The organism is Streptomyces sp. NPDC000880 (assembly GCF_053599675.1).
In genome coordinates this window covers 1-24,499 of record NZ_JBSFMS010000071.1, presented here as the reverse complement: position 1 = coordinate 24,499, position 24,499 = coordinate 1, and the positions used below count along the sequence as shown (strand labels likewise).

Below are 24,499 nucleotides of genomic sequence, written 5' to 3'. Positions count from 1 at the left end.
CGTGCCAGCAGGGCTTCGGCCAGCAGGGCCAGCAGCAGCCGTACGGCCAGCAGGGCTTCGGCCAGCAGGGCCAGCAGCAGCCGTACGGCCAGCAGGGCTTCGGCCAGCAGGGCCAGCAGCAGCCGTACGGCCAGCAGGGCCAGCAGGGCCAGCAGCAGCCGTACGGCCAGCAGGGCCAGCAGGGCTTCGGCCAGCAGGGCCCGGGTCAGGGCCAGTTGCCGGTGTTGGTGACAGAGCTGGCGCTGCGCTGTGCGGCGACGGCGGTGACGGCGGTGGTGGAGCAGCTGCGGATCGACCCGCAGATCGTGATGGGGATCCAGTCTCAGGGGCAGATCCCGCCGCACGCGTGGGGCAACGTGCTGGTGGAGTGCGCCCGGAAGATCGCGCCCGTCCTGCACACCACGCTCGCCCAGATCACCCAGGGCCAGTTCGGGCAGCAGCAGGGCGGCCAGTTCCCGGGCCAGGGCCAGGGCCAGGGCCAGGGCCAGTTCGGGCAGCCGCAGCAGTACGGCCAGCTGTCGCCGATGGGCATGTGAGCGGTGGCCCGGCCGGACGAGGCGTTCGCCGAGAACGTCCTCGCCCGGCCGGGCCGGACGTCCCCGTGGCGGGCGTCGCGAGGGCTGATCGATGAACGTCAAAACGTGCGTGTGATGAAGGCGGATGAGCGATGAGTGAGCAGCAGCGTGGCAACGGCACCGCGAAGGGCGGCGCGAAGCAGGGTGGCGCGCGGGGCGGCAAGCCTGGCGGGGTGGAGCCGGAGCAGGCGGCGGGCGAAGCCGAGGCGGTGACCGGCCAGGACCAGGCCGAGGGCCGGCAGGAGGCGCCGGGGCGTGGTGAGGGCCGTCCGGTGCGGGCAGGCTGGGGCCGGTATCTGGTAGCGCCGCGGCCGGTGCCGCTGCTGGCGGGCGGGGTCCCGCCGATCGAGGCGGGAGCGTTGTTCACGCTGCTGGAGGAGGACCCGGAGGTGGAGCCGCTGGCGCAGGTGCGCCCGTCACGGTCCCGGGGTTTGGGGGCGATCGCCGAGCCTCACCCGGCCTGTCCGCCGGTGGCGGTGGTGGCGATGCCCGACGAACGCGCCCGCGCCCTGGCGGCGAACCCGCAGGTCGTTGTCGAGCCGGACCAGCCCCTGGCCTACACTCCCACCCCGCCCCTCGTGGCGGGGTTGCCGGTGGTGGATCCGGCTGTGGCGGTCACCCTGGAAGAGCCCGCCCGGGTGACGGTGCGAGTCATGGGCCGGGACGGGCAGGCGGTGGCGGGCGCGCACGTGTGGGCCATCGGTGCCGCCGCACCCGCACACGCCGTGACCGGCCCGCACGGCAGGGCCACCCTGATCCTGCCGGCGGACACCCCCGCCACGGTCCAGGCCCTGTATGTGCGCCCGGTGGGCGAGTACTGGCCGCTGCGGATCGACCGCCCGCACCTGCCCGAAACCCCCGAGGAGGGGGAAGCGGTGATCGAGGTGCTGGCCCTGGCGGAGACGTTCGAGGGGTTCCCGGACCGGCCAGTGGCCGGCTGGGGCCTGCAGGCGATGCGGCTGCACCGGATCCCGCCGACCTACCGCGGCCACGGCATCAAGATCGCCCTCATCGATTCCGGCATCGACATCGCCCATCCGGACCTGAAGGACACCGTGCGGGCCGGGTACGACTTCACCGCGCCCGGCGAGGACACCTGGCAGGTCGATGCCACCGGGCACGGCACCCGGTGCGCCGGAGTGATCGCGGCCGCGGACAACCGCACCGGGATCACCGGCATCGCCGCCGAGGCCGAACTCCACGCCCTGAAACTGTTCCCGCACGGCCGGGTCAGCGACCTGCTGCAGGCCCTGGACCAATGCATCACCCACGGCATCGACATCGCCCAGATCAACCTCGGCTGGCAGGCCCCGTCGCAGCTGGCCGCGTGGAAGCTGCTGGACGCGCACGCCGCCGGCATCGCGGTCATCGCCCCCGTCGGCGACATCGCAGGCCCCATCACCTTTCCCGCCAGCCTGCCCACCGTGCTGGCCGTCGGAGCGCTGGCGCACACCGGCACTTCCCCCGCCGGCAGCCCGCAGGCCGCCACCCAACCGGTGTGGCCGGGCCTGTACCCGCCCGCCTTTACCCCCGCCGGCAGCGGCGTGGACCTGGTCGCCCCCGGTGCGGCGGTAATCACCACCGCACCGGGCGAGACCTACACGGTCGCCGACGGAACCGCGATGGCCGCCGCGCACGTCACCGGCCTGGCCGCGGTCCTGCTCGCCCACCACGACGACCTGCGCAGCAGGCCGCAGCCGCGCACGGCCGCCCGCGTCAGCTACCTGCTCACCCTGCTCCGTGCCGCCTGCCGGCCCGTCCCTGGCGCCGATCCGGCCCGCACCGGGGCCGGACTGCCCGATGCTCCCACCGCCCTCGGCCTGCCCGCCCCGCTCGCTGCGGCCGGACTGCAGCATGCCCTGGCAGACCAGATGGGGGCGTGATCCTCTGGGCCGTGTCCAGACTCCCGTCGGGGACGGGCGGATTCGTCGCGCCCACGGCTTAGTCGAGCGCTACTGCAGGGGGTGATCCGGGGATGGTTCTACTCCCGCGGGAGTTCCGCGCCCGGCGCCCGGCGCAGAACGGACGCGCCCTTCGCCCGCGCCCGGCTAGAACGGCGTACGCGCCGCCGCCAGCAGCCGCGCCGTATCGTCCGCGCACAGCCGCAGCGCCGCGCCCACCGTCGTCAGCACCTCCCGCTCCGCCGGGCTGTACGGCCCGTCCGCGAGGGCGATCCGCGCGCCCTGCAGCAAGATCGACTCGCGGCCCGCGGGGGCCAGATGCGGCGCGAGCGGCTCCAGCGCCTCGTGGAGCTCGATGGCGAGCGCGGCGCCATAGGGCCCCGTGTCGGCGACGAAGCGGCCGGTGTCCGCGGCGAGCGCCTCGATCAGGCCCGTGAGCTGGTCCTCCGTGCAGTCGTCGAGGCCGGCCGCGCGGACCGTGGCGACGGCGGTCTCGCGGACCGGGCGGGAGGATGTGCCGCCGGAGGCGAGGACGGCGAGGACGACGGTGTGGACGGCGTCGCGGAGCATCCCGGAGAACCGGGCGGTGGTGGGGTGGTCGAGGATGTCCATGCCGAAATGGCTGTGGCAGGCGGCGCATTCGACGACCGGGCCTGCCGAGCCGCGCGGCAGCAAGGGCATACCAAGGACGGTGAACCGGCGGCGGCCGGTGCGCCGACGGTAGTTCCGATCGCCTCCGCAACCGGGACAGAAGAACTCACCGTCACCCACAGTGTTCCAGGAAGTATAAACGCCGCAGACCAGCACTTTTCGGCCAAATAGTCCTCGGGCTGGCTGCACATCGCACCTCCGTAACGCTCCGGCAACATTGCCGCGTTGACGTGATGTTAGCCACACCAATGAGGTGGCGTCAGCACCCCGGCAGCAGTACGTCTGGACATGGCCGATCCTCGCCCTCGCGAAGAGCCCGGCAACCGGCGAGGTTGTCCTGTGCGTCAGCACCCCACTGGCCTGCCCTGTCGCCCCCGCGCCACACGCCCCCGGCTGCCCCGCAGCCCCTTCAATCACACCTACGAAACCAAGGAACACTGAGTGGAATTCGTCCCGGAGATCGTCCCCCTTAGAGGGCCGTGAGTAGCCGGACGGGCTCGAATTTCAAGCCCGTCCGGCCATTGAGGACGAACCGGCCGCCGGGCGGACCCGGTCAGCCGTCGCAGCGCTTCGCGTCTAGCGCCCTGCCCTGTTCACCGCGGAGACGACCGCCTTCAGCGACGCGCGCGTCGTGTTCACGTCGATGCCCATGCCCCACAACACCTTCCCGTCGATCGCGCACTCGATGTACGACGCCGCCTGCGCCGACGCACCCTCGCTCATCGTGTGCTCCTGGTAGTCCAGCAGCCTGGCGTCCACGCCCACCGCGCTCAGCGCCTCGAAGAACGCCGAGATCGGGCCGTTGCCGGAGCCGGTCAGCACGGTCTCCACGCCGTCCACAACCGCCTCGACGGTCAGCGTGTCGATGCCGTCGGTGTCGGTGGTGGTCTGGCCGGAGCGCAGCTGGATACGGCCCCACGCGTTGTCCGGGTTCGGCAGGTACTCGTCCTGGAAGACCGACCAGATCGCCCTCGGCGTGACCTCGCCGCCCTCGGTGTCCGTCTTCGCCTGGATGATCTTCGAGAACTCGATCTGCATCCGGCGCGGCAGGTCCAGTTTGTGGTCATTCTTCAGGACGTACGCGACACCGCCCTTGCCGGACTGCGAGTTGACCCGGATGACCGCCTCGTAGGAGCGGCCGACGTCCTTCGGGTCGATCGGCAGATACGGCACGGTCCACTCGATGTCGTCGACCGTCTTGCCCTGGGCGGCCGCGTCGGCCTCCATCGCGTCGAAGCCCTTCTTGATGGCGTCCTGGTGGGAGCCGGAGAAGGCGGTGTAGACCAGATCGCCCGCGTAGGGGTGGCGCGGGTGGATCTCCATCTGGTTGCAGTACTCGCTCGTACGGCGGATCTCGTCGATCTGCGAGAAGTCGATCTGCGGGTCGACGCCCTGCGAGAACAGGTTCATGCCCAGCGTCACCAGGTCGACATTGCCGGTGCGCTCGCCCTGCCCGAACAGACAGCCCTCGATCCGGTCCGCGCCCGCCATGATCGCCAGCTCGGCGGCGGCGACGGCGGTGCCGCGGTCGTTGTGCGGGTGCACGGACAGGCAGACGTACTCACGGCGCGACAGATTGCGCGACATCCACTCGAAGCGGTCGGCGTGCGTGGACGGAGTCGAACGCTCCACCGTGGCGGGCAGGTTGAGGATGATCTCGCGTCCGGCCTCCGGCTGCCAAACGTCACAGACCGCCTCGCAGACCTCCAGCGCGAAGTCCAGCTCGGTGTCGGTGAAGATCTCCGGGCTGTACTGGTAGCCGAAGATCGTCTCGTCCGTCAGGATCTTGTCCGCGTACTCCATCACCAGTCGCGTGCCGTCCACGGCGATCTGCTTGACCTGCTCCTTCGAGCCGCGGAAGACGACCCGGCGGAAGGTGGGCGCGGTGGCGTTGTACAGGTGGACGGTGGCCCGGTGCGCGCCGCGCAGTGACTCGACGGTGCGCTCGATCAGCTCCTCGCGCGCCTGGGTCAGGACGGAGATCGTCACGTCATCGGGGATCGCGCCCTCTTCGATGATGGAGCGTACGAACGCGAAGTCGGTCTCGCCGGAGGACGGGAAGCCGACCTCGATCTCCTTGTAGCCCATGCGTACGAGCAGGTCGAACATCTCGCGCTTGCGGGCCGGCGACATCGGGTCGATCAGGGCCTGGTTGCCGTCGCGCAGATCGGTCGACAGCCATCGGGGGGCCTTGGTGATCCGCTTGTCGGGCCAGGTGCGGTCGGGGATGTCCACGGCGTCGTACCTGCCGTACTTGTGGATCGGCATCCCAGACGGCTTCTGGGTGTGGGTCGCGTTGGTGACAGGCGTGGGGCGACCGACAGAGTTGTCAGACATTTGCGTAGGGCTCCTCGGGGTCCATCAAGTTGGACGGCCGACTGAGTCGAAGCAGCACCAGATCCCGCGGGGAGGGGGTCGGCCTACGACTACAGGCCCTCGCCGCGGCAGCTAAGGAGAAGCAGCCCGAAACGCATGATGCAGATCACCATAGCTGAGGCTCGCGACAGGCGGACGTCCCGTATCAGTATGCGGGACACAACTTCAGTTACGGGTAAAGGGTGATCCATCACTCCATTTCGTCAATCATCGTGGCAACTAGTGACAGCTTCATTACCCAGTGCCACAGTCGCCCGCATGGACGCCAACGCCCGCCGGGTCAACCCGGTCTTCTGCACCATCGTGCCGCCACATGTCCTCGACAAACTGGCCCGCGCCGAGGACCCCGCGATCGCCGAGCCCGCCGCCCGTACGCTCGAGCACGACGCCCTCCAGCGCACCCGCCGCCGGATCACCACGGTCCGCGGCCTCGCTCCGAGCGTGAGCGGCGCCGCCCCGGACAAGCCGAATCGCACGATCTACGACGCCCAGCACCGCGAGACCGTACCGGGCAAGAGGGTGCACTCGGAGAACGACGAGCCCGCCAAGGACGCCACGGTCAACCGCGCCCACGCGGGCCTCGGCGCGACCTTCGAGCTGTATCTCACGGCGTACGGGCGCCGCTCCATCGACGACTCCGGCCTGCCGCTGAACGCGACCGTCCACTACGGCGAGAAGTACACAAACGCCTTCTGGGACGGCGAGCGGATGGTCTTCGGCGACGGCGACGACGATCTGTTCCTGGACTTCACGCTGCCGGTGGACGTGATCGGGCACGAGCTCACGCACGGTGTCACGCAGTACACCGCGAACCTGGAGTACTTCAGCCAGTCCGGCGCGCTGAACGAGTCCGTGTCGGACGTCTTCGGCTCGCTGATCAAGCAGTACTCCCTCGGCCAGAGCGCCGACCAGGCCGACTGGCTGATCGGCGCGGGCCTGCTGGGCCCTAACGTCACGGGCGTCGCGCTGCGCTCGATGAAGGAGCCGGGTACGGCGTACGACGACGATGTCCTCGGCAAGGACCCGCAGCCTGCGACGATGGAGGACTACGTCAAGACCGGTCGCGACAACGGCGGCGTCCACATCAACTCGGGGATCCCGAACCACGCCTTCTACCTGGCCGCCACCGCACTGGGCGGCAGTGCGTGGGAGCGGGCGGGCCAGATCTGGTACGACGTGCTGACTGGCGGCGAGCTCGCGACGACGGCGCAGTTCACCGACTTCGCGGCCCTCACGGTGGCCGCCGCGCGCTCGCGCTACGGCGAGGGCACGGAGCAGGAGGCTCTGCTGAAAGCGTGGTCCCAGGTCGGGGTTCCTACCAACTGAGCCGTTCTCGTACTAGACAGGACCCATGCGTATCCAGGTAAAGCGCACGGGAGGATTCGCCGGCATCGAGCGGTTCGCCGAGGTGGACACCTCGGGGCGGACCGATGCGAGCGAGTGGCACGCCCTGGCCGAGCAGGCGATGGCCGACGGCCGGGGCACGCCGCCGGTCGGGGTGCCGGACGGGTTCAGCTACCAGATCACGGTCGACGGGCGGACGGTGTACTGCTCCGATCCCCGGCTGTCCGAGGAGCAGCGGCAGCTGATCTCGCGCGTCCTCAAGGAAGGCGCCTGAGGGGCGCGGGCGCTGACGCCGAAGCGGCCTGAACGCCGTCCCCCTGAGCGACCGCGAAGTCCCTCACGAGCGCCGGAAGGATCTCGTACGCGGTGCGCGGGCCGGTGAAGTACCCCCGCCCGCTCCAGCGACGCCGCTATTGGGTCAGAAGCCCAGCTTGCGCAGCTGCTTGGGGTCCCGCTGCCAGTCCTTGGCGACCTTCACATGCAGGTCCAGGAAGACCGGCGTGCCCAGCAGCGCCTCGATGTGCTTGCGCGACTTCACGCCGACCTCCTTCAGGCGCTTGCCCTTCGGGCCGATGATGATGCCCTTCTGGCTCGGGCGCTCGATGTAGAGGTTCGCGTGGATGTCCAGCAGCGGCTTGTCCGCCGGGCGGTCCTCGCGCGGCAGCATCTCCTCCACCACCACCGCGATCGAGTGCGGCAGCTCGTCCCGTACGCCTTCCAGCGCGGCCTCGCGGATCAGCTCCGCGACCATGACCTGCTCGGGCTCGTCGGTGAGGTCGCCCTCCGGGTAGAGCATGGGGCCCTCCGGCAGCAGCGGGACCAGCAGGTCGGCCACCAGCTGGACCTGCTTGCCGCCGACCGCCGAGACCGGGACGATCTCCGCCCACTCCATGCCCAGCTCCTTGCCGAGCCGGTCGATCGCGATCAGCTGCTCGGCGAGGGTCTTGGAGTCGACCAGGTCGGTCTTGGTGACGATCGCGACCTTCGGGGTCTTCTTGATCCCGGCAAGCTCCTTGGCGATGAAGCGGTCGCCGGGGCCGAGCTTCTCGTTCGCGGGAAGGCAGAAGCCGATCACGTCGACCTCGGCCCACGTCGTCCGCACGACGTCGTTGAGGCGCTCGCCGAGCAGCGTGCGCGGCTTGTGCAGGCCGGGGGTGTCGACCAGGATCAGCTGCGCCCCGGGGCGGTGCACGATACCGCGCACCGTGTGCCGGGTCGTCTGCGGCCGGTTGGAGGTGATCGCCACCTTCTGGCCGACGAGAGCGTTCGTGAGGGTGGACTTGCCCGCGTTGGGGCGGCCGACGAAGCAGGCGAAGCCGGCCCGGTGGGGGCCGTTGTTCTCATCAGTACGAGCGCTCATGGCGCCCATTGTCCCTGATGCCGTACGCCCCCGAGTACGCGTGCCCGCCGGCGCCGCAGCCGTGCCCGCACTGCCGCCCCGGCAAGGGCCGCCGCGAGCACCACCCCGACCAGCCACGGCAGCGCGAAGAAGGAGGCCCCTGCCGACTCGCGGAACGTCCCACGCGCCGGCCGTGAGCCGGACCGCCCGGGGTGGCGAACCCGCCTGGTGCGCGGCCGGTCTTCTTGCCGCTTGGGCGCCGTCCTCAGCCCGCCGCCACCGAGACCTTGAGCTCCCCGTCGGGCCCGGCCAGCAGTACCGGGGTCGCCGGTCCGCCCAGGTCGCGCACCGCCGCGCGGTCCGCGTCGGAGGGCGCGGCGGCCTCCGAGACCACGGCCGCGGCCTCCAGGGACTTCGCGCCGCTGGCCACGGCCATGGCGACGGCGGTCTGCAGCGCGCTCAGCTTCAGCGAGTCCAGCGCCACGGTCCCGGCGACATAGGTGCGCCCGGTCTCGTCCCGTACCGCCGCGCCCTCCGGCACACCGTTACGGGCCCGGGCGCTGCGCGCCAGCGTGATGATCTTGCGGTCCTCGGGGCCAAGGTCGGTGCTCTGCGTCATGCCCCGAGCATAGATCGACGAGCGTGGACCGAAACGGCGAGGGCCCCGGAGCGGGGACCCTCGCCGCTCGCCGCACTGTCAAGGTCAGCTCTGCGCGCCCTTGGTGAACTTCTCGTCCGCCCGCTTCGCCGGGTCGTCGAAGGCCTTGTGACCCGAGGCGTCAGCCGGAACGAAGGCGAGGCGGGTCGCTCCCGTGCCCTGCCGGGCCACCAGCATGTCGGACTCGAACTTCATGGCCAGCGCCGGGATCTCGGTCTTCATCCGGAACGTGCAGGACTCCTCGCCCGCCCGCTCCACCGGATACGAGGGTCCCGGACGAGGAGCAGGGCCTGGCGACGAAGCCTCAGCCCGACCGGCGGGAATCCAGGGCGGAGCCCCGGGGATCAGGGCCGGTCGAGCCGCAGCCGCACCGCCTTCGGGAGCCCCGCCACCACCAGGTCGTAGGAGTCCTCGATCAGCTCCCGGACCATCCGGTCCGGGAGCTCGCCCACCGTCACGGTGTTCCAGTGGCGTTTGTTCATGTGATAGCCGGGGACGACCGCCGGATGGTCCGCCCGCAACTGGACCGCGAGTTCCGGCTCACACTTCAGATTCACCGTCAGGGGCTTCTCATCCAGGGCGCTGAGCGCGAACAGCTTTCCCGCGACCTTGAAGACCGATGTCTCCGGCCCGAACGGGAATTCCTCGGCCGCGTCGTTGAACTCCAGGCAGAACGCCCTCAGCTCCTGCGCCTTCATGCCGCGTTCTCTCCCTCCGGGCTCGCCGGCACCGGCTCCGACAGCACCGTGACGATCTTGTTCCGGCGGCCGGCCGACGACTCCGCCGTCAGCCGCAGCTTGCGCCCGTCCGGCAGGTCCACGAGCGCGGACGCCCCCGCGATCGGCACCCGGCCGAGCGCCTTCGCCAGCAGGCCGCCGACCGTCTCCACATCCTCGTCGTCGAGTTCGTCGAGGGCGTACAGCTCGCCGAGGTCCCCGATGTCGAGCCGGGCGGTGACCCGGAAGCGCTCGTCGCCGAGGTCCTCGACCGGCGGCAGTTCACGGTCGTACTCGTCCGTGATCTCGCCGACGATCTCCTCCAGGATGTCCTCGATGGTGACGATGCCGGCCGTGCCGCCGTACTCGTCGATGACGACGGCGACGTGGTTGCGCTCCTGCTGCATCTCGCGCAGCAGATCGCCCGCGTTCTTGGTGTCGGGCACGAACATCGCGGGCCGCATCGCCGTGGAGACCAGATCGGCCTCCGACTCGCGGTTGATGTGAGTCTTGCGGACCAGGTCCTTGAGGTAGACGACACCGACGATGTCGTCCTCGTTCTCGCCGGTCACCGGGATCCGGGAGAAGCCGGAACGCAGCGCGAGGGTGAGCGCCTGCCGGATGGTCTTGTAGCGCTCGATGCAGACCAGGTCGGTGCGGGGGACCATTACTTCGCGTACGAGAGTGTCGCCGAGCTCGAAGACGGAGTGCACCATGCGGCGCTCGTCGTCCTCGATCAGCGACTCCTGCTCGGCCAGGTCCACCATCGCCCGCAGCTCGGCCTCGCTCGCGAACGGGCCCTTGCGGAAGCCCTTTCCGGGCGTGAGCGCGTTGCCGATGAGGATCAGCAGCTGCGGGATGGGGCCCATGACGCTGGCGAGCGGGAGCAGGACGTACGCCGCGGCCGTGGCGGTGTTCAGCGGGTGCTGACGGCCGATGGTGCGGGGCGAGACGCCCACCGCGACGTACGAGACGAGCACCATCACGCCGATCGCGACGAGCAGCGCCGTCCAGGTCTCGTTGAACTCCTGCAGGCAGACGTATGTGACCAGCACCCCGGCCGCCATCTCGCACACCACCCGCACCAGCAGGGCGACATTGAGATAGCGGGTCGGGTCGGCGGCGACCTGCGCCAGCTTCGCGGAGCCGCGCCGCCCGGAGCGTACGGCCTCGGCGGCGCGGAAGCTGGAGACGCGCGCGATGCCCGCTTCCGCGCAGGCCGCCAGCCAGGCGACGACGACCAGCAGAATCGCGCCGAAGACCAGTTGGCCGGTCATGAGACGGTCGGCGCCGGGGACGGGCCGGTAAGGCCCTTCTCCGCCCGCCAGCCGTCGATGATCGCCGCTTGGAGACCGAACATCTCGGCCTTCTCGTCCGACTCCTCGTGGTCGTAACCGAGCAGATGCAGCACCCCGTGGACGGTCAGGAGCTGGAGCTCCTCGTCCATGGAGTGCTGCGTCGGAGCCTCTTCGCCCTGCTTCTTGGCGACTTCGGGGCAGAGCACGATGTCACCGAGGAGCCCCTGCGGGGGCTCCTCGTCGTCCTTGACCGGCGGGCGCAGCTCGTCCATCGGAAAGGACATGACGTCGGTCGGACCGGGCAGGTCCATCCACTGGATGTGCAGCTGCTCCATGGCCTCGGCGTCCACGACGATCACCGAGAGCTCGGAGAGCGGGTGGATGCGCATCCGAGCGAGCGAATAGCGGGCGACATCGAGGATCGCCTGCTCGTCGACCTCGGTTCCGGACTCGTTGTTGACGTCGATCGACATGGCGCGCTCTGACTACTTCCCGTTTTGACCGTCGTACTTTTCGTACGCGTCGACGATACGGCCGACGAGCTTGTGCCGGACGACATCTTGACTTGTGAGCCGGGAGAAGTGGACGTCCTCGACGCCGTCCAGGATTCCCTGGACCTGGCGCAGTCCGCTCTTCGTGCCGTTCGGCAGGTCGACCTGGGTGACGTCACCGGTGATGACGATCTTCGAGTCGAAGCCCAGCCGGGTCAGGAACATCTTCATCTGCTCGGCACTGGTGTTCTGCGCCTCGTCGAGGATGATGAACGCGTCGTTGAGCGTCCTGCCGCGCATGTACGCCAGCGGCGCGACCTCGATCGTGCCCGCCGCCATCAGCCGCGGGATCGAGTCGGGGTCGAGCATGTCGTGCAGCGCGTCGTACAGCGGGCGCAGATACGGGTCGATCTTCTCGTACAGCGTGCCGGGCAGGAAGCCGAGCCGCTCGCCGGCCTCCACCGCGGGACGGGTCAGGATGATGCGGTTGACCTGCTTGGACTGCAGGGCCTGGACCGCCTTGGCCATGGCGAGGTACGTCTTCCCGGTACCGGCGGGGCCGATGCCGAACACGATCGTGTGCTTGTCGATGGCGTCGACGTACCGCTTCTGGTTGAGGGTCTTGGGGCGGATGGTCCGGCCGCGGCTGGAGAGGATGTTCTGGGTGAGCACCTCGGCCGGTGTCTCGACCTGGCCATTGCCGCTCTCACCGGCTCTGAGCATGGCGATCGAGCGTTCCACTGCGTCCTCCGTCATCGGCTGCCCGGTGCGGAGCACGAGCATCATTTCGTCGAACAGGCGCTGGATCAGAGCGACTTCCGCCGGGTCGCCGACCGCGCTGACCTGATTGCCCCGGACATGGATATCGGCCGCCGGGAAGGCCTTCTCGATCACACGCAGCAGGGCATCACCCGAACCCAGGACCGTCACCATCGGATGCTTGGCGGGGACGGTGAAGTGGGCTCGCGCCTGCCCCTGCGCTGGGGTCTGGGTTGTGGGTGTCTGAGTCATGGGCCGGCTCTGTGGCCTGCACATACCTCCCGTTGCAGGGTTCTCGCTGCTCGACAACCTCTGGGACACCAAGCGTACGACCTGGCACTGACAAGACCGAGGGCTTTTACGGCGAGGTGCCGCACGAACCGCGCCGTGGCTCAGACCGAACGGCCGAAGCCGATGGTCGGCACGGCCCTGCGCAGCGGCCAGGGCCTGGTCGGGGCGGGCAGCAGCGACTCGAGGAAGGCGTACCGGCGCAGGGCCGTGGGGTCCTGGTCGTCGCACCCCTGGACGTACTGCCACCAGGTTGCGATCTCCGACCAGCCGGGCGCGGAGAGCGATCCACCGAACTCCTGCACCGACAGGGCGGCGGTCAGCCCGGCGAAGGCGAGGCGGTCTGCCAGCGGCCAGCCGGCGATGGTACCGGTGACGAACCCGGCCACGAAGACGTCCCCGGCGCCGGTCGGGTCGAGCGCCTCCACCTCGATCGCCGGGACCTGGGCGCTCTCGCCGGTCGCGCCGTCCACCGCGTACGCGCCCTCCGCGCCGAGAGTGACGACGGCGAGGCGCACCCGCTCGGTGAGGGCGTGGGCGGCGGCGCGCGGGCAGTCGGTGCGGGTGTAGCGCATCGCCTCCTGGGCGTTGGGCAGGAAGGCCTCGCAGTGTTCAAGATCGGCAAGGTCGGCCGGGTCCCAGCGGCCGGACTCGTCCCAACCGACGTCGGCGAAGACGCGGGTGCCCGTGCGCGCGGCCTGGGCGATCCACTCGTCGCCCTCAGGGGTCAGTGAGGCGATGGCGGCGCGGGCGGGCGGGGGGCAGTCGGGCACGGGCTCGGGCGGCGGGGCCTCGTGGCCGTGGGAGACCATGGTGCGCTCGCCCTCGTACGCCATGGAGACGGTGACGGGCGAGTGCCAGCCGGGGACGGTGCGGGAAAGGGAGAGGTCGATGCCTTCGCCGTGTTCGAGGGCGTCCCAGCAGTACTCGCCGTAGTGGTCGTCCCCGAAGGCGGCGGCGAGCGAGGTCCGCAGCCCGAGCCGGGCGAGCGCGGTGGCCATATTGGCGACGCCGCCGGGGCTGGACCCCATGCCACGGGCCCAGGACTCGGTGCCGCGGACGGGGGCGGAGTCGAGGCCGGTGAAGATGATGTCGAGGAAGACGCTGCCGGTGAGGTAGACGTCGCAGCGGGGATCGGCGGGGGTCCGCAGCGCCGCGAGCGGGTCGAGGCAGGCGGCAGCGCGGTCCCGTTGCTCTCCGTGTCGAGTGGTCACCGTGCCGCTCCCGGTACGTGGTACAGATCAGGCCAGTTTGCCTGATGAAGGGGGAGGGGGAGGGTTCCCGCAGCTGGAGGCAAGCCCCCGGACCCCCCGCAGGGGCGTAGCTCGTGGGGGTCTTTCCCTCCATGCCCACAGGGGCGTAGGGGGAGAGTCCTCAATCTCCCCTCGGACGAATTCTGGGGGGATCGCGGCGCGGGGTCCGGGGCGGAGCCCCCGGCGGTTTACCAGCGGGGGACGGGCGGCGCGATCCAGCCAGGCTCGGCGACCCGCATCGCCGCGGCGTCGTCGCGGTCGCGCATCGTGCCGTCGTCGTCGAGCCAGCGCCGGTGGAGGCGGGCCAGCCGCCCGCCGTCCAGTTCGACGCCGAGGCCCGGAAGATCGGAGACAGCCAGCCGGCCGCCCTTGAATTCGAGGCGCTCGGTGATGACGTCCTCGGTCTGCCAGGGGTAGTGGCTGTCGCAGGCGTAGTCGAGGTTGGGGACGACCGCGGCGACATGGGTCATCGCGGCGAGACTGATGCCCAGGTGGGTGTTGGAGTGCATGGACAGGCCGACGCCGAACGTCCGGCAGACCGCGGCCAGTTCACGGGTGTTGCGCAGCCCGCCCCAGTAGTGGTGGTCGGAGAGAACGACCTGCACGGCACCTCGCGCGAAGGCCTCCGGTATCTCGGCGAAGGTCGTCACGCACATGTTCGTGGCCAGCGGTACGCCCCGTCGCGCACCATCGCCCTTGCCCGAGGGGCTTCGCCCCGCCTCTCTCAGCCCCGCCGCGACCTCCGCCATCCGGGCCGTCGTGGACGCCGGGTCCTCCAGATACTCCAGTACGTCGGCCAGCTCCTCCGCGACCCGCAGCGAAGTCTCCACCGACCACGCGCCATTGGGGTCCAGCCGCAGCGGCTGCCCCGGGAACGCCTCCGCCAGCGCGCGGACCGCCGCGATCTCCTCCTCCGGCTCGAAGACGCCGCCCTTGAGCTTGAAGGAGGCGAAGCCGTAGTCGCGGGCGAAGCGCCTGGCCTGAGCGACGACGCCCGCCGGGTCGACCGCCTCGCCCCAGTCGTCGGGCTCCCCCGCCCCGCCCGGGTGTCCGGCCCAGCGGTAGAAGAGATACGCGCTGTAGTCGACGGCGTCGCGCACCTTGCCACCGAGCAGCGCGTGCACGGGCAGCCCGAGTGCTTTGCCGAGCGCGTCGAGGCAGGCGACCTCGAAGCCGGAGACGACCGACAGCCGCAGCTTGTCCGCCGTCTGGATGCCACGCAGCCCCCCGACGTCGACGGCCTCCGCGCCGGTCGCCTCGGGCGAGTCGCCGCACACCAGGGCCGCGAGCTGGTGCAGCGCGTTCACATCGCTGACCTGGTGGCCGGGCAGCGTGTCCGCCAACGGCGCCGCCAGATCGAGGTACTTGGTGTCGCCGTAGGTCTCGCCGACGCCGGTGACGCCGCCCGCCGTGACCACCTCGACGATGAGGCGGGGGGTGTACGGCTGGTGCACGCCCTGCGTATTGAGCAGCGGCGGGTCGGCGACGAGGATCGGGGTGAGCCGCACCTCGGTGATCGTCAGGTCCTGCGTCATGCGTTCGCTCCTACGAGGTCGAGTCCGTCTGCGAGCAAGTGCTTCGAGGTCGACGAGACCGGGTTCGGCCTGCGGCACGCGCACATCTCGGGCGCGAGGGGCATGGACGGCCGACGAGTCGCGCGGCGACGGCGAATCTCGTGCCTGCCCCACGCTGTCTCCCTATGTAGATGTAGTGCACGAATGAGAATGGAGATTAGATAGGCGAACAGAGACCGTCAATGGGCAGTGGTGTGCGGATTACGATCGGCGCATGTCGGAGACGGAATCGGCACCGCAGGCGGGGCCGCCTGCCGGTGGCGTACGCGAGGTGAAGTCGGCAGGCCGCACCGTCGAACTGCTCGAAGTGCTCGCGGCGCGCGGCGACCGCCCGGCCCGGCTCCGCGAGCTCGCGGAGGAACTGGGCGTACCGCGCAGCAGCATGTACGCGCTGCTGCAGACGCTCATCGACCGCGGCTGGGTCCGCACGGACGCGACGGGTTCGCTGTACGGGATCGGCATCCGCGCACTGCTCACCGGCACCAGCTATCTGGACAGCGACCCGCGGGTGCGGGCCGCGCGCCCGTATCTCGACGAGGCGTCGGACGCGCTCGGCGAGACGATTCACCTGGCGCGGCTGGACGGCGCGGACGTCGTCTATCTCGCGACCCGCGAGTCACATGAGTACTTGCGCACCTTCAGCCGGGTGGGCCGGCGGCTGCCCGCCCATGCGGGCGCGCTCGGCAAGGCGCTGCTCGCCGAGCGGCCGGACGATCAACTCATGCTGCTTCAGGGTGAGTTGGAGCGCCTCACGCCCAACACCCACGCCGACAGGGCGGCCCTGGAGGCAGACCTGGCCACGATCCGGGAGCGCGGCTACGCCGTCGACCGCGAGGAGGGCGTGCTGGGCATCGCGGGCTTCGGCTTCGCACTGCGCTACGACACGCCCGCGACGGACGCGATCAGCTGCTCGGTGCCGGTGGCGCGGCTCACGGAGGGGCACGAGCGAGGGATCGTGGCGGTGATGCGGGAGGTCCGCGCGAAGATCGAGGCGGTTGTGCCGAGGGTGAGGCGAGGCTCCCCGGAATGGCGCGCGTAGGCGGTGGCCCCGTATCCGGGTCCCCACCCCGGACCCCGCGCCTCAATCGCCGGCGGGGCCGGCAGATCAAGCCCGTTGGGGCGGGGCGCAGGGGACCAAGCCCGCCGCAGGCGCCCGCCGCCGCCTACCCCGGGCCGCCGAACTCGTACGCCTCGACCTCCGCGATCAACCGCCCCCTCCGCTCCTCGTCGTCCTCCAGGAACGACGCCACAAACGAATTGCGCGCCAGCTCACGCAGCTGCTCGTCGCGCAGCCCCAGCGCCTCGCGCACCGCGTGGAACGTGTCCCCGACGTAGCCGCCGAAGTATGCGGGATCGTCCGAGTTGACCGTGCACAGCAACCCCGCGTCCATCATCCGCGCCAGCGGGTGCTGTTCCAGGGTGTCGACGGCCCGCAGCCGTACGTTCGACAGCGGGCAGAGCGTCAGCGGAATCCGCTCCCGTGCGAGCCGCTGGACCAGCTCCGGGTCCTCCATGCAGCGCAGACCGTGGTCGATGCGCTCCACGCCGAGGACGTCCAGGGCCTCGCGAATGTACGCCGGCGGGCCCTCCTCGCCCGCGTGTGCGACCTTGCGCAGGCCGAGCACGGCAGCCGCCTCGTACACCTCGCGGAATTTCGACGGCGGGTGCCCGGCCTCCGCCGAGTCCAGGCCGACCCCGGCAATCCGGTGCAGATACGGCTTCGCGGCCTGGAGCGTCTCCATCGCCGACTCGGCGGACTCGTCCCGCAGAAAGCACATGATCAGCCGCGTCGAGATGCCGTGCCGCTCCTCGCCGCGGTCGAGCGCCCGGGCCAGGCCCTCGATCACCGTGGCGAGCGCGACGCCGCGGGAAGTATGCGCCTGCGGGTCGAAGAAGATCTCCGCGTGGCGTACGCCCTGAGCCGCGGCGCGCGCCAGATAGGCGTCGGTGAGCTCGGCGAAGTCGTCCTCGGTGCGCAGGACGGCCATCACGCTGTAGTAGAGGTCGAGGAAGGACTGCAGATCCTCGAAGAGGTAGGCGCGGCGCAGCTCTTCGGTGTCCTTGTACGGCAGCTCGACGCCGTTTCGCGCGGCGAGCGCGAAGGCGAGCTCGGGTTCGAGGGTGCCTTCGATATGGAGGTGCAGTTCGGCCTTGGGGAGGGGCACGGCGGTCTCGTCTCGGTTACGGGTGACGCTTGGGGAAAGGGACGCGCAGCAGGTCGTGGGCGACGGTCAGTTCACCCTCGAAACCGGCCGCGCGCGCCTGCCGCTCAAATTCTTCGGGTTCGCTGTAACGCTGCGAGAAGTGCGTCAGGACCAGATGTCGCACGCCCGCGTCACGGGCCGCCCGGGCCGCCTGCCCGGCGGTCAAGTGGCCGTGGTCCGCTGCGAGATACTCGTCCCCGTCGAGGAAGGTCGACTCGATGACGAGCATGTCGCAGCCGTCCGCGAGCGCCTGCACGCCGTCGCAGAGCCGGGTGTCCATGACGAACGCGAAGCGCTGCCCTCTGCGGAACTCGCTGACCGCGTGCAACGGGACGCCGCCCACCTCGCCCTCGCGCTGGAGCCGACCGACGTCGGGGCCCTTGATGCCGTACGCGGCGAGCTTCTCGGGCAGCATCCGGCGGCCGTCCGGCTCGACGAGGCGGTAGCCGTACGACTCGATGGGGTGCGAGAGTCTGCGGGCCTCGAGGGTGTACGACGCGGACTCGGCCAGGACGCCGTCGGCGGCGACCGGGGACGCGATCAGCTCGACCGTCTCGTGGTAGGCCGTCGCGTACCGCAGCCGGTCGAAGAACCGCTGCCCGCCGGCCGGATAGTGCGCGGACACGTCGTGCGGGACCCGGTCGAGGTTGATCCGCTGGATCACCCCGGCGAGGCCGAGACAGTGGTCGCCGTGGAAGTGCGTGACGCAGATCCGGTTGATGTCGTGCGCGGCGACGCCGGCACGCAGCATCTGGCGCTGGGTGCCCTCACCGGGGTCGAAGAGGATGCCCTCGCCGTCCCAGCGCAGGAGGTACCCATTGTGGTTGCGGTGCCGCGTCGGGACCTGGCTGGCGGTCCCGAGCACGACGAGTTCACGTACGGACAAGGCGAGTCGGCTCCATTATCCCGGGGGCCACTCGAGGCCGCGGCCGCCCAGCAGGTGGGCGTGGGCGTGGAAGACGGTCTGACCGGCGCCGGTGCCGGTGTTGAAGACGATCCGGTACCCGGCGCGGTCGACCTTCTCCTCGGCCGCGACCTCACCGGCCTCCCGCACCACGTCGGCGACGAGCTGCGGCTGGGCGGCGGCGAGGGCGGCGGCGTCCCGGTAGTGCGCCCTGGGGATGACCAGGACGTGGGTGGGGGCCTGGGGGTTGATGTCGCGGAAGGCGACGACGGTCTCGGTCTCCCGCACGACGGTGGCCGGCACCTCCCCCGCGGCGATCTTGCAGAACAGGCAGTCAGCCTGCGGTTCTCCCGCCATGCCAGGGTCCTCCTCGCGTGAGTCCACTACGACCCGCATCGTATCGAGTGATCGGCTTCGTAGTGCTGTGGGCCAGCCGCCCATACCCTCCTACGGCAGCGCCGGAGGCGACTTCGCCGGGTTCTCCGTCAGCACCGCCAGCGCCATCCGGACCGCCTCGTCCAGTTGCGGATCGCGGCCCGACGCATGGTCCTGAGGAGACATCACCACCTCCACGTCGGGGTCCACTCCGTGGTTCTCCACGCCCCAGCCGTACCCCTCGAGCCAGAACGCGTACTTGGGCTGCGTCACCAGCGTCCCGTCCACCAGTGAGTAACGGCTGTCGATGCCCACCACACCGCCCCAGGTCCGCGTGCCCACCACCGGGCCGATGCCCAGCGCCTTGATCGCCGCGTTGACGATGTCTCCGTCCGAGCCGGAGAACTCGTTCGCCACCGCGACGACCGGGCCGCGCGGCGCGTCCTGTGGGTAGCTGAGGGGCTGCATCCCGCGCGGCAGGTCCCAGCCCACGATCCGGCGCGCCAGCTTCTCCACGACGAGCTGGGACGTGTGCCCGCCGCGGTTCTCCCGTACGTCCACGACCAGCCCCTCGCGCGCCACCTCGACCCGCAGGTCCCGGTGGATCTGCGCCCAGCCCGGCGCCTGCATGTCGGGGACATGCAGATAGCCCAGCCGGCCGCCGGACTTCTCGTGGACGTACGCACGCCGGCCGGACACCCACGCGTGGTAGCGCAGCGGCTCCTCGTCGGCGAGCGGGACGACGACCGCGTGCCGCGGATCGCCGCCGCCCGCCGGGGAGATGGTCAGTTCGACCGGCTTGCCCGCCGCGCCCACCAGCAACGGCCCCGGCCCGGCGACGGGGTCCACCGGGCGGCCGTCCACCGCGACGATCGCGTCGCCCGCGCGTACCGCGACGCCCGGCGCGGCGAGGGGCGAATGGGCCTCCGGGTCGGACGTCTCGGACGGCAGGATGCGGTCGATGCGCCACGCGCCCTCCGCCGCCCGGGAGATGTCCGCGCCCAGCAGCCCCTGTCGCGTCGAGCTGTGCCCGTACCCACCGCGCGGCGTGACGTACGCGTGCGAGGTGCCGAGCTCGCCCTGCACCTCCCACAAAAGGTCCATCAGATCGTCGTGGGTGGCCACGCGCTTCAGCACCGCGCGGTAGCGGTCGAGTACGCCGTCCCAGTCGACGCCGCCGAGGTCCGCGCGCCAGAAGTTGTCGCGCATCAGCCGCCCGGCCTCGTCGTACATCTGCCGCCACTCGGCGGCCGGGTCGACAGTGCCGCGTACGCGCGAGAGATCGACGGTGATGTTGGTGTCGCTGTCCTCGTCGCGCGAGGCCCTGCGGTCGCTCGGCACCACCTTGAGCTTGCCGTCGGTGTACAGCAGCACCCGCTTTCCGTCGCCGCTGACCTGGAAGCTCGTGGCGTCCGAGGAGAGTTCCTCGATCTGCTGCTGGACCAGGTCGTACCGCTCCAACGCGGTCTTGGGCCCGGGGTCGTCGGGCGTGGCGCGGGTCGCGCCGAGGACGCCGCGCAGCGGGTGGCGCAGCCACAACAGCCCGTCCTTGGCGGCGCGCAGCGTGGAGTAGCGGGCGGCCTCGACAGGGAATGGCACTATCCGGTCGGCGAGCCCTTCGAGGTCGATACGCGTCACCGGGACGCCGCTCTCCTCGCCGTCCTGCTGCCGCTGGTCCTTGTCCGCCTCGAAGGCCCGCCCGTGGCGCTGCGGTCCGAACGGAGACGGCGTCGTGGCCGCGAGCGTGATCAGGTGCGGGCGGCAGCCGCCGACGAAGGCGAGGTCGAACACATGCGTGTCGTAGACCGGGTCGAAGGCGCGCTCGGAGAGGAACGCGAGGTGCTTGCCGTCGAGCGTGAAGGCGGGCTGGAAGTCGCGGAAGCGCAGCGGGGTGGCCTCGGAGACCGACAGGTCGACGGTGTTGGCGAGCTTGAGCTGGCGCAGCGGGTCCGGCCCCGGGTGCGACCAGGCAAGCCAGCCGGAGTCCGGCGAGAAGGCCAGGCCGGTGGCCTCGCCGTGCTCGCTGCGGTCGATCTCGCGGACCTCGCCCGACTCGCGTTCGACGAGCAGTACGCGGCCGTCGTGCGAGGCGACGGCGGCGCGGCTGCCGTCGGGGGCGACGGCCAGGCTCAGGACCCGGCCGAGCCGTCCCGCGCCGAGCCTGCGCGGCGTCGCGCCGGGCGCCGGGCCGGTGGCCGGGGCGAATTCGAGGGCATCGTCGCCCTCGGCGTCGGTGACCCAGACGACGTGCTCCTCGCCGTCGACCCGGAAGGTGCGGGGCAGCCTCGCCCGTACGCCGGGCTCCACGGCGAGCGCCCGCGCGGGTCCTTCCCGGTGGGTGACCCAGTGGACACCGCCGCGGATCTCCACGGCGCTGCCACGGCCCGTGTGGTCGGGCGTGGCGGTGCCCAGGTAGCGGTCGGCCTTGACGGGGCGGTGCCGCAGATCGGTGCGCTGGCCGCCGAGCCGGATGTCGAGCCTGCGGGGCCCGGCGCCGTCGAGGTCGTCGAGGAGCCACAGTTCACCGGCCGAGGCGTAGGCGACTCGGGTGCCGTCGGTGGCGGCGTGGCGGGCGTAGAAGCCGTCAACTCCGGTGTGCCGCCGCAGATCGGACCCGTCGGCCAGGGACGAGTACACGGCCCCCACGCCTTCGTGGTCGGAGAGGAAGGCGATCCGGTCCCCCGCCCACAGCGGGTACTCGATGTTCCCGTCGAGCTCTTCATGGAGGCGTACGAACTCCCCGTCGCCCGCCCGGTCGATCCACAACTTGCCCGCCGTACCGCCCCGGTAGCGCTTCCAGGCTGCGGCCTCGCGCCCCATCGTGGCGGAGAGCAGCACGGTGTGCGGCCCGTACGCCACAGCGCCCACGGGCCCGTACGGCAGGACGGTCGCGGGCCCGCCGTCGAGGGGCACCGCCCGCGCCCAGGTGCGGCGCAGCGAGGCCTGGCCGTACGTACTGATCGCGAGGACCTCGCCGTCCGGGGTCCAGCCGCGGACGGACGTTCTCGTGCTGCCCCAGTACGTCAGCCGGTCCGCGGGCCCGCCGTCGATGGGCGCGAGATGCACCTCGGGCGCGCCGGCCAGCTGCGACGACCAGGCGATGTGCGTGCCGTCGGGCGAGATCCTGGGGTGGTTCACCGGAATGTTGTCGGCGCTGACGCGCCACGCTCGGCCGCCGTCGAGCGGGGCGACCCAGACGTCGTCCTCTGCGGTGAAGGCGATCAACTCGCCGTGGACATGCGGATACCGGAGGTAGGCAGGGTGCGTCACACCGTCACCCTAGGCAGGTACCGCCGCCCGGTCACGGCTTTCGGATCACTTGCGCGGCGGATCGGGCGTCGCGGTGACGGTCACGGTGGCACCGGCGCCCCGCTCGGCGAGTGGCTCGGCGAACGGGTGGGCACGCCGGAGCAGTTGCCGAGGACGGTCGCCTGGAAGACGACCTTACGGTCGACCTTCGCGATCAGGTCGCCCGCGTACGCACTTCCCCGAACGCTCCTCCGTCACCTTGCCCTTGAGCGTGATGTCCTGTTCCGAGTCGGTCTCGCCCTGGCACGACAGTGCGCAGAGCTGGCTGAACCTGTACGAGCCCGGGGCGGGCGTCTCTCAGGACCAGCGGCCCGTGCGGCCCAGCAGGAGCGCCGTCGCTGCCGTGCCCGCGGTCGACGTGCGCAGCACGCTGCGGCCGAGCCGGTAGGGCTTCGCACCCGCGTCGGCGAACGCCGTCAACTCCTCCGGGGACACGCCCCCTTCGGGCCCCACCACCAGCACGATCGACCCCTCGGCCGGCAGCTGAGCGGTGGCCAGCGGCTCGGCGCCCTCCTCGTGCAGGACCGCCGCGAAATCGGCTTTGGCCAGAAGTGCCACAACCTGCTTGGTCGTTGCGGCGTCCGCGACCTCGGGGAAGCGGAGCCTGCGGGACTGCTTGCCCGCCTCGCGAGCCGTCGAGCGCCATTTGGCGAGGGCCTTCACGCCCCGGTCACCGCGCCACTGCGTGATGCAGCGCGACGCCGCCCACGGCACGATCGCGTCGACGCCGGTCTCCGTCATGGTCTCGACGGCCAGCTCGCCACGGTCGCCCTTGGGCAGGGCCTGCACGACGGTGATACGGGGCACGGACTCGGGCTCCTCGGACACCGAGTCCAGTTGGACAACCAGACGGTCCTTGCCCTCGGTGTCCAGCACCACGCAGTCCGCCCACCGACCGTGCCCGTCGGTGAGGACGACGTCCTCACCGGGGCGCAGCCTCTTCACGGAGACGGCGTGCCGCCCCTCGGGCCCGTCCAGCACGAACCGACCGCCGCCGCCCGCGTCGAAGTGGTCGACCACGAATACGGGCGCGGTCATCAGGAGCGGCCAAGCGCCAGCGCGGCACGCGCGGAGTCCAGTTCGGCGACGAGGACTTCGACCAGCCGGCCGGCGGGCAGGTCGCGCGCCATCTTGTGGCCCTGCCCGGCCCAGAGCGCCATGCCCTGAGGGTCGCCCGCCTTGGCGGCGGCCTTGCGCAGAGGGCTCGTCAGATGGTGCACCTGGGGGTAGGCGGCGGGGGCGTACGGGCCGTGCTCGCGCATGAAGCGGTTGACGAGACCGCGGGCGGGCCGCCCGGAGAAGGCGCGGGTGAGTTCGGTGCGTACGAACACGGGGTTGGTCATGGCCTGCTTGTGCAGCGCGTTGGCGCCGGACTCGGGGCAGACCAGGAACGCCGTCCCGAGCTGCGCCGCGACCGCGCCGGCCGCCAGCACGCCGGCGACCTGACCGCCGCGCATCAGGCCGCCCGCGGCGATGATCGGCAGCTGCACGGCCTCGCGGACCAGCGCGACGAGCGAGAGCAGCCCGAGGCCGGAGCCGTCGGTCGCGGGGTCGTCCCGGTGGGTGCCCTGGTGTCCGCCGGCCTCGACGCCCTGCACGCACACGGCATCCGCCCCGGCCCACTGCGCGGCCAGCGCCTCTTCGGGCGTGGTGGCAGTGACGACGGTGAAAGTCCCGGCCTTGGCGAAGGAGTCGAGCACATCGGCGGTCGGACAGCCGAAGGTGAAGGAGACAACGGGAACCGGATCGTCGAGGAGAATGGCGAGCTTGGCCTCGTACCCGTCGTCGCGCCCCGAGTCGGGGTCGCCGAGCAGTGTCTCGTACCAGGAGGCCTCACCGGCGAGCTGATGCCGGTAGACCTCGACGGCGGCGGAGTCGGCGGTGTTGGCCTGCGGCATGAAGAGATTCACGCCGAAGGGCTGCCCGGTGAGCCCGCGGACCTGTTTGACCTCCTGGTACATACCGTCCGCGGTCTTGTACCCGGCAGCGAGGAACCCGAGCCCACCCGCGTCGGACACGGCGGCGGTGAGCTGCGGACAGGATGCGCCGCCCGCCATGGGGGCCTGCACGATCGGATAACGACAGAGATCGGTCAGTGCGGAGGACATGGACGCATCGTGCCACGTCGCGTGCGCGCCGCCGAATCGGGTGCCGCGAGCGGCCGCCCCCGGCTTCCCGGCCCCCCGGTGGAGGGCCGACGGCGGGGTGCGCGGGACCCCTTGCCCCCGCCCCTCCGGCGAGGGCCCTGCCGACGCGGACACGCAGCCGCCGGCGGCGAGCAACCGACCACAGGCGGGCACCACTCACGGCCCGCGGCCGTGGGCCCTGTCCGGGCGATCTTGTCGGGCCCGCGACGACAGCTACGGCACCTCGCTGTGTTGTCGAAAGCCGCCCAAGTACGTCCAGTACGAGGGCGATCTCCCCCAGACTTCGTCCGGGGGTGCCCCCACCGCCTTGCGATGCGTCCCCCAGGCCCTTCGGGCC

At 71.1% G+C, this 24,499-nt stretch carries 22 protein-coding genes; 5 read left to right on the top strand and 17 right to left on the bottom strand.

Features of this window, described 5'->3' with window-relative positions; all coding sequences use genetic code 11:
* A partial coding sequence (locus tag ACWDO5_RS22335) for a hypothetical protein (protein WP_450532097.1) occupies positions 1-536 on the top strand: 536 nt, incomplete at its 5' end.
* Positions 537-667: 131 nt separating this feature from the next.
* Positions 668-2,458, top strand: coding sequence for a S8 family serine peptidase (locus tag ACWDO5_RS22330; RefSeq protein ID WP_450532096.1), 1,791 nt, complete (start codon positions 668-670; stop codon positions 2,456-2,458).
* 165 nt (positions 2,459-2,623) lie between these two features.
* Here ACWDO5_RS22330 and ACWDO5_RS22325 read toward each other — a convergent pair whose 3' ends face one another.
* Entirely contained in the window at positions 2,624-3,316 is a 693-nt protein-coding gene (locus tag ACWDO5_RS22325; RefSeq protein WP_450532095.1) for a tellurite resistance TerB family protein, read from the bottom strand.
* A 387-nt stretch (positions 3,317-3,703) separates the two neighbouring features.
* Complete coding sequence (leuA, locus tag ACWDO5_RS22320) at positions 3,704-5,464, bottom strand: 2-isopropylmalate synthase (RefSeq protein WP_450532094.1); 1,761 nt, start codon at positions 5,462-5,464, stop codon at positions 3,704-3,706.
* 297 nt (positions 5,465-5,761) lie between these two features.
* Here leuA and ACWDO5_RS22315 point away from each other — a divergent pair, with 297 nt between their 5' ends.
* Both ACWDO5_RS22315 and ACWDO5_RS22310 read left to right on the top strand, forming a co-directional pair.
* Complete coding sequence (locus ACWDO5_RS22315) at positions 5,762-6,829, top strand: M4 family metallopeptidase (RefSeq protein WP_450532093.1); 1,068 nt, start codon at positions 5,762-5,764, stop codon at positions 6,827-6,829.
* 25 nt (positions 6,830-6,854) lie between these two features.
* Positions 6,855-7,121: a protealysin inhibitor emfourin gene (locus ACWDO5_RS22310; RefSeq protein WP_450532092.1), complete on the top strand. Its 267-nt coding sequence runs from the start codon at positions 6,855-6,857 to the stop codon at positions 7,119-7,121.
* 144 nt (positions 7,122-7,265) lie between these two features.
* Here the strand turns inward: ACWDO5_RS22310 and era are convergent, their stop codons facing one another.
* The 9 genes from era to ACWDO5_RS22265 all read right to left on the bottom strand — a co-directional run bounded on the left by era (position 7,266) and on the right by ACWDO5_RS22265 (position 15,184).
* Positions 7,266-8,216: a GTPase Era gene (gene era, locus ACWDO5_RS22305; RefSeq protein WP_450532091.1), complete on the bottom strand. Its 951-nt coding sequence runs from the start codon at positions 8,214-8,216 to the stop codon at positions 7,266-7,268.
* 235 nt (positions 8,217-8,451) lie between these two features.
* Complete coding sequence (locus ACWDO5_RS22300; RefSeq protein WP_450532090.1) at positions 8,452-8,805, bottom strand: cytidine deaminase; 354 nt, start codon at positions 8,803-8,805, stop codon at positions 8,452-8,454.
* Between the two features lie 84 nt (positions 8,806-8,889).
* Positions 8,890-9,102 (bottom strand): hypothetical protein, encoded by a 213-nt coding sequence (locus ACWDO5_RS22295; protein ID WP_450532089.1) that lies wholly within the window; start codon positions 9,100-9,102, stop codon positions 8,890-8,892.
* 86 nt (positions 9,103-9,188) lie between these two features.
* The gene (locus ACWDO5_RS22290) at positions 9,189-9,542 is read right to left on the bottom strand and encodes an MmcQ/YjbR family DNA-binding protein (RefSeq protein WP_450532088.1); all 354 of its coding nucleotides are present in this window, start codon (positions 9,540-9,542) and stop codon (positions 9,189-9,191) included.
* Positions 9,539-10,837, bottom strand: coding sequence for a hemolysin family protein (locus ACWDO5_RS22285; protein WP_450532087.1), 1,299 nt, complete (start codon positions 10,835-10,837; stop codon positions 9,539-9,541). Before ACWDO5_RS22285 ends, ACWDO5_RS22290 begins: the two co-directional genes overlap by 4 nt.
* Positions 10,834-11,331, bottom strand: a complete 498-nt coding sequence (gene ybeY, locus ACWDO5_RS22280; RefSeq protein ID WP_450532086.1) for an rRNA maturation RNase YbeY — start codon at positions 11,329-11,331, stop codon at positions 10,834-10,836. Before ybeY ends, ACWDO5_RS22285 begins: the two co-directional genes overlap by 4 nt.
* A gap of 12 nt (positions 11,332-11,343) precedes the next feature.
* The gene (locus ACWDO5_RS22275; protein WP_450532085.1) at positions 11,344-12,360 is read right to left on the bottom strand and encodes a PhoH family protein; all 1,017 of its coding nucleotides are present in this window, start codon (positions 12,358-12,360) and stop codon (positions 11,344-11,346) included.
* 140 nt (positions 12,361-12,500) lie between these two features.
* Positions 12,501-13,610: a carbohydrate kinase family protein gene (locus ACWDO5_RS22270; RefSeq protein ID WP_450532084.1), complete on the bottom strand. Its 1,110-nt coding sequence runs from the start codon at positions 13,608-13,610 to the stop codon at positions 12,501-12,503.
* Positions 13,611-13,837: 227 nt separating this feature from the next.
* Positions 13,838-15,184 carry a glucarate dehydratase family protein gene (locus tag ACWDO5_RS22265; protein WP_450532083.1) on the bottom strand — a complete coding sequence of 449 codons (1,347 nt, stop codon included), beginning with the start codon at positions 15,182-15,184 and terminating at the stop codon, positions 13,838-13,840.
* 253 nt (positions 15,185-15,437) lie between these two features.
* Here ACWDO5_RS22265 and ACWDO5_RS22260 point away from each other — a divergent pair, with 253 nt between their 5' ends.
* A complete protein-coding gene (locus ACWDO5_RS22260) occupies positions 15,438-16,262 on the top strand; it encodes an IclR family transcriptional regulator (RefSeq protein WP_450532082.1) in 825 nt (274 codons plus the stop codon).
* A 124-nt stretch (positions 16,263-16,386) separates the two neighbouring features.
* On the opposite strand, the gene ACWDO5_RS22255 is transcribed toward ACWDO5_RS22260, so the two are convergent.
* The 6 genes from ACWDO5_RS22255 to ACWDO5_RS22230 all read right to left on the bottom strand — a co-directional run bounded on the left by ACWDO5_RS22255 (position 16,387) and on the right by ACWDO5_RS22230 (position 24,123).
* Positions 16,387-17,388 carry an adenosine deaminase gene (locus tag ACWDO5_RS22255; RefSeq protein WP_450532081.1) on the bottom strand — a complete coding sequence of 334 codons (1,002 nt, stop codon included), beginning with the start codon at positions 17,386-17,388 and terminating at the stop codon, positions 16,387-16,389.
* Positions 17,389-17,404: 16 nt separating this feature from the next.
* Positions 17,405-18,313, bottom strand: coding sequence for a ribonuclease Z (locus tag ACWDO5_RS22250; protein ID WP_450532080.1), 909 nt, complete (start codon positions 18,311-18,313; stop codon positions 17,405-17,407).
* 15 nt (positions 18,314-18,328) lie between these two features.
* Complete coding sequence (locus ACWDO5_RS22245) at positions 18,329-18,688, bottom strand: histidine triad nucleotide-binding protein (protein WP_450532079.1); 360 nt, start codon at positions 18,686-18,688, stop codon at positions 18,329-18,331.
* 90 nt (positions 18,689-18,778) lie between these two features.
* Positions 18,779-21,976: a S41 family peptidase gene (locus ACWDO5_RS22240; protein WP_450532078.1), complete on the bottom strand. Its 3,198-nt coding sequence runs from the start codon at positions 21,974-21,976 to the stop codon at positions 18,779-18,781.
* A gap of 336 nt (positions 21,977-22,312) precedes the next feature.
* Positions 22,313-23,053 carry a 16S rRNA (uracil(1498)-N(3))-methyltransferase gene (locus ACWDO5_RS22235; RefSeq protein ID WP_450532077.1) on the bottom strand — a complete coding sequence of 247 codons (741 nt, stop codon included), beginning with the start codon at positions 23,051-23,053 and terminating at the stop codon, positions 22,313-22,315.
* Complete coding sequence (locus ACWDO5_RS22230) at positions 23,053-24,123, bottom strand: nitronate monooxygenase (protein WP_450532076.1); 1,071 nt, start codon at positions 24,121-24,123, stop codon at positions 23,053-23,055. Before ACWDO5_RS22230 ends, ACWDO5_RS22235 begins: the two co-directional genes overlap by 1 nt.
* Positions 24,124-24,499 lie beyond the last annotated feature (376 nt).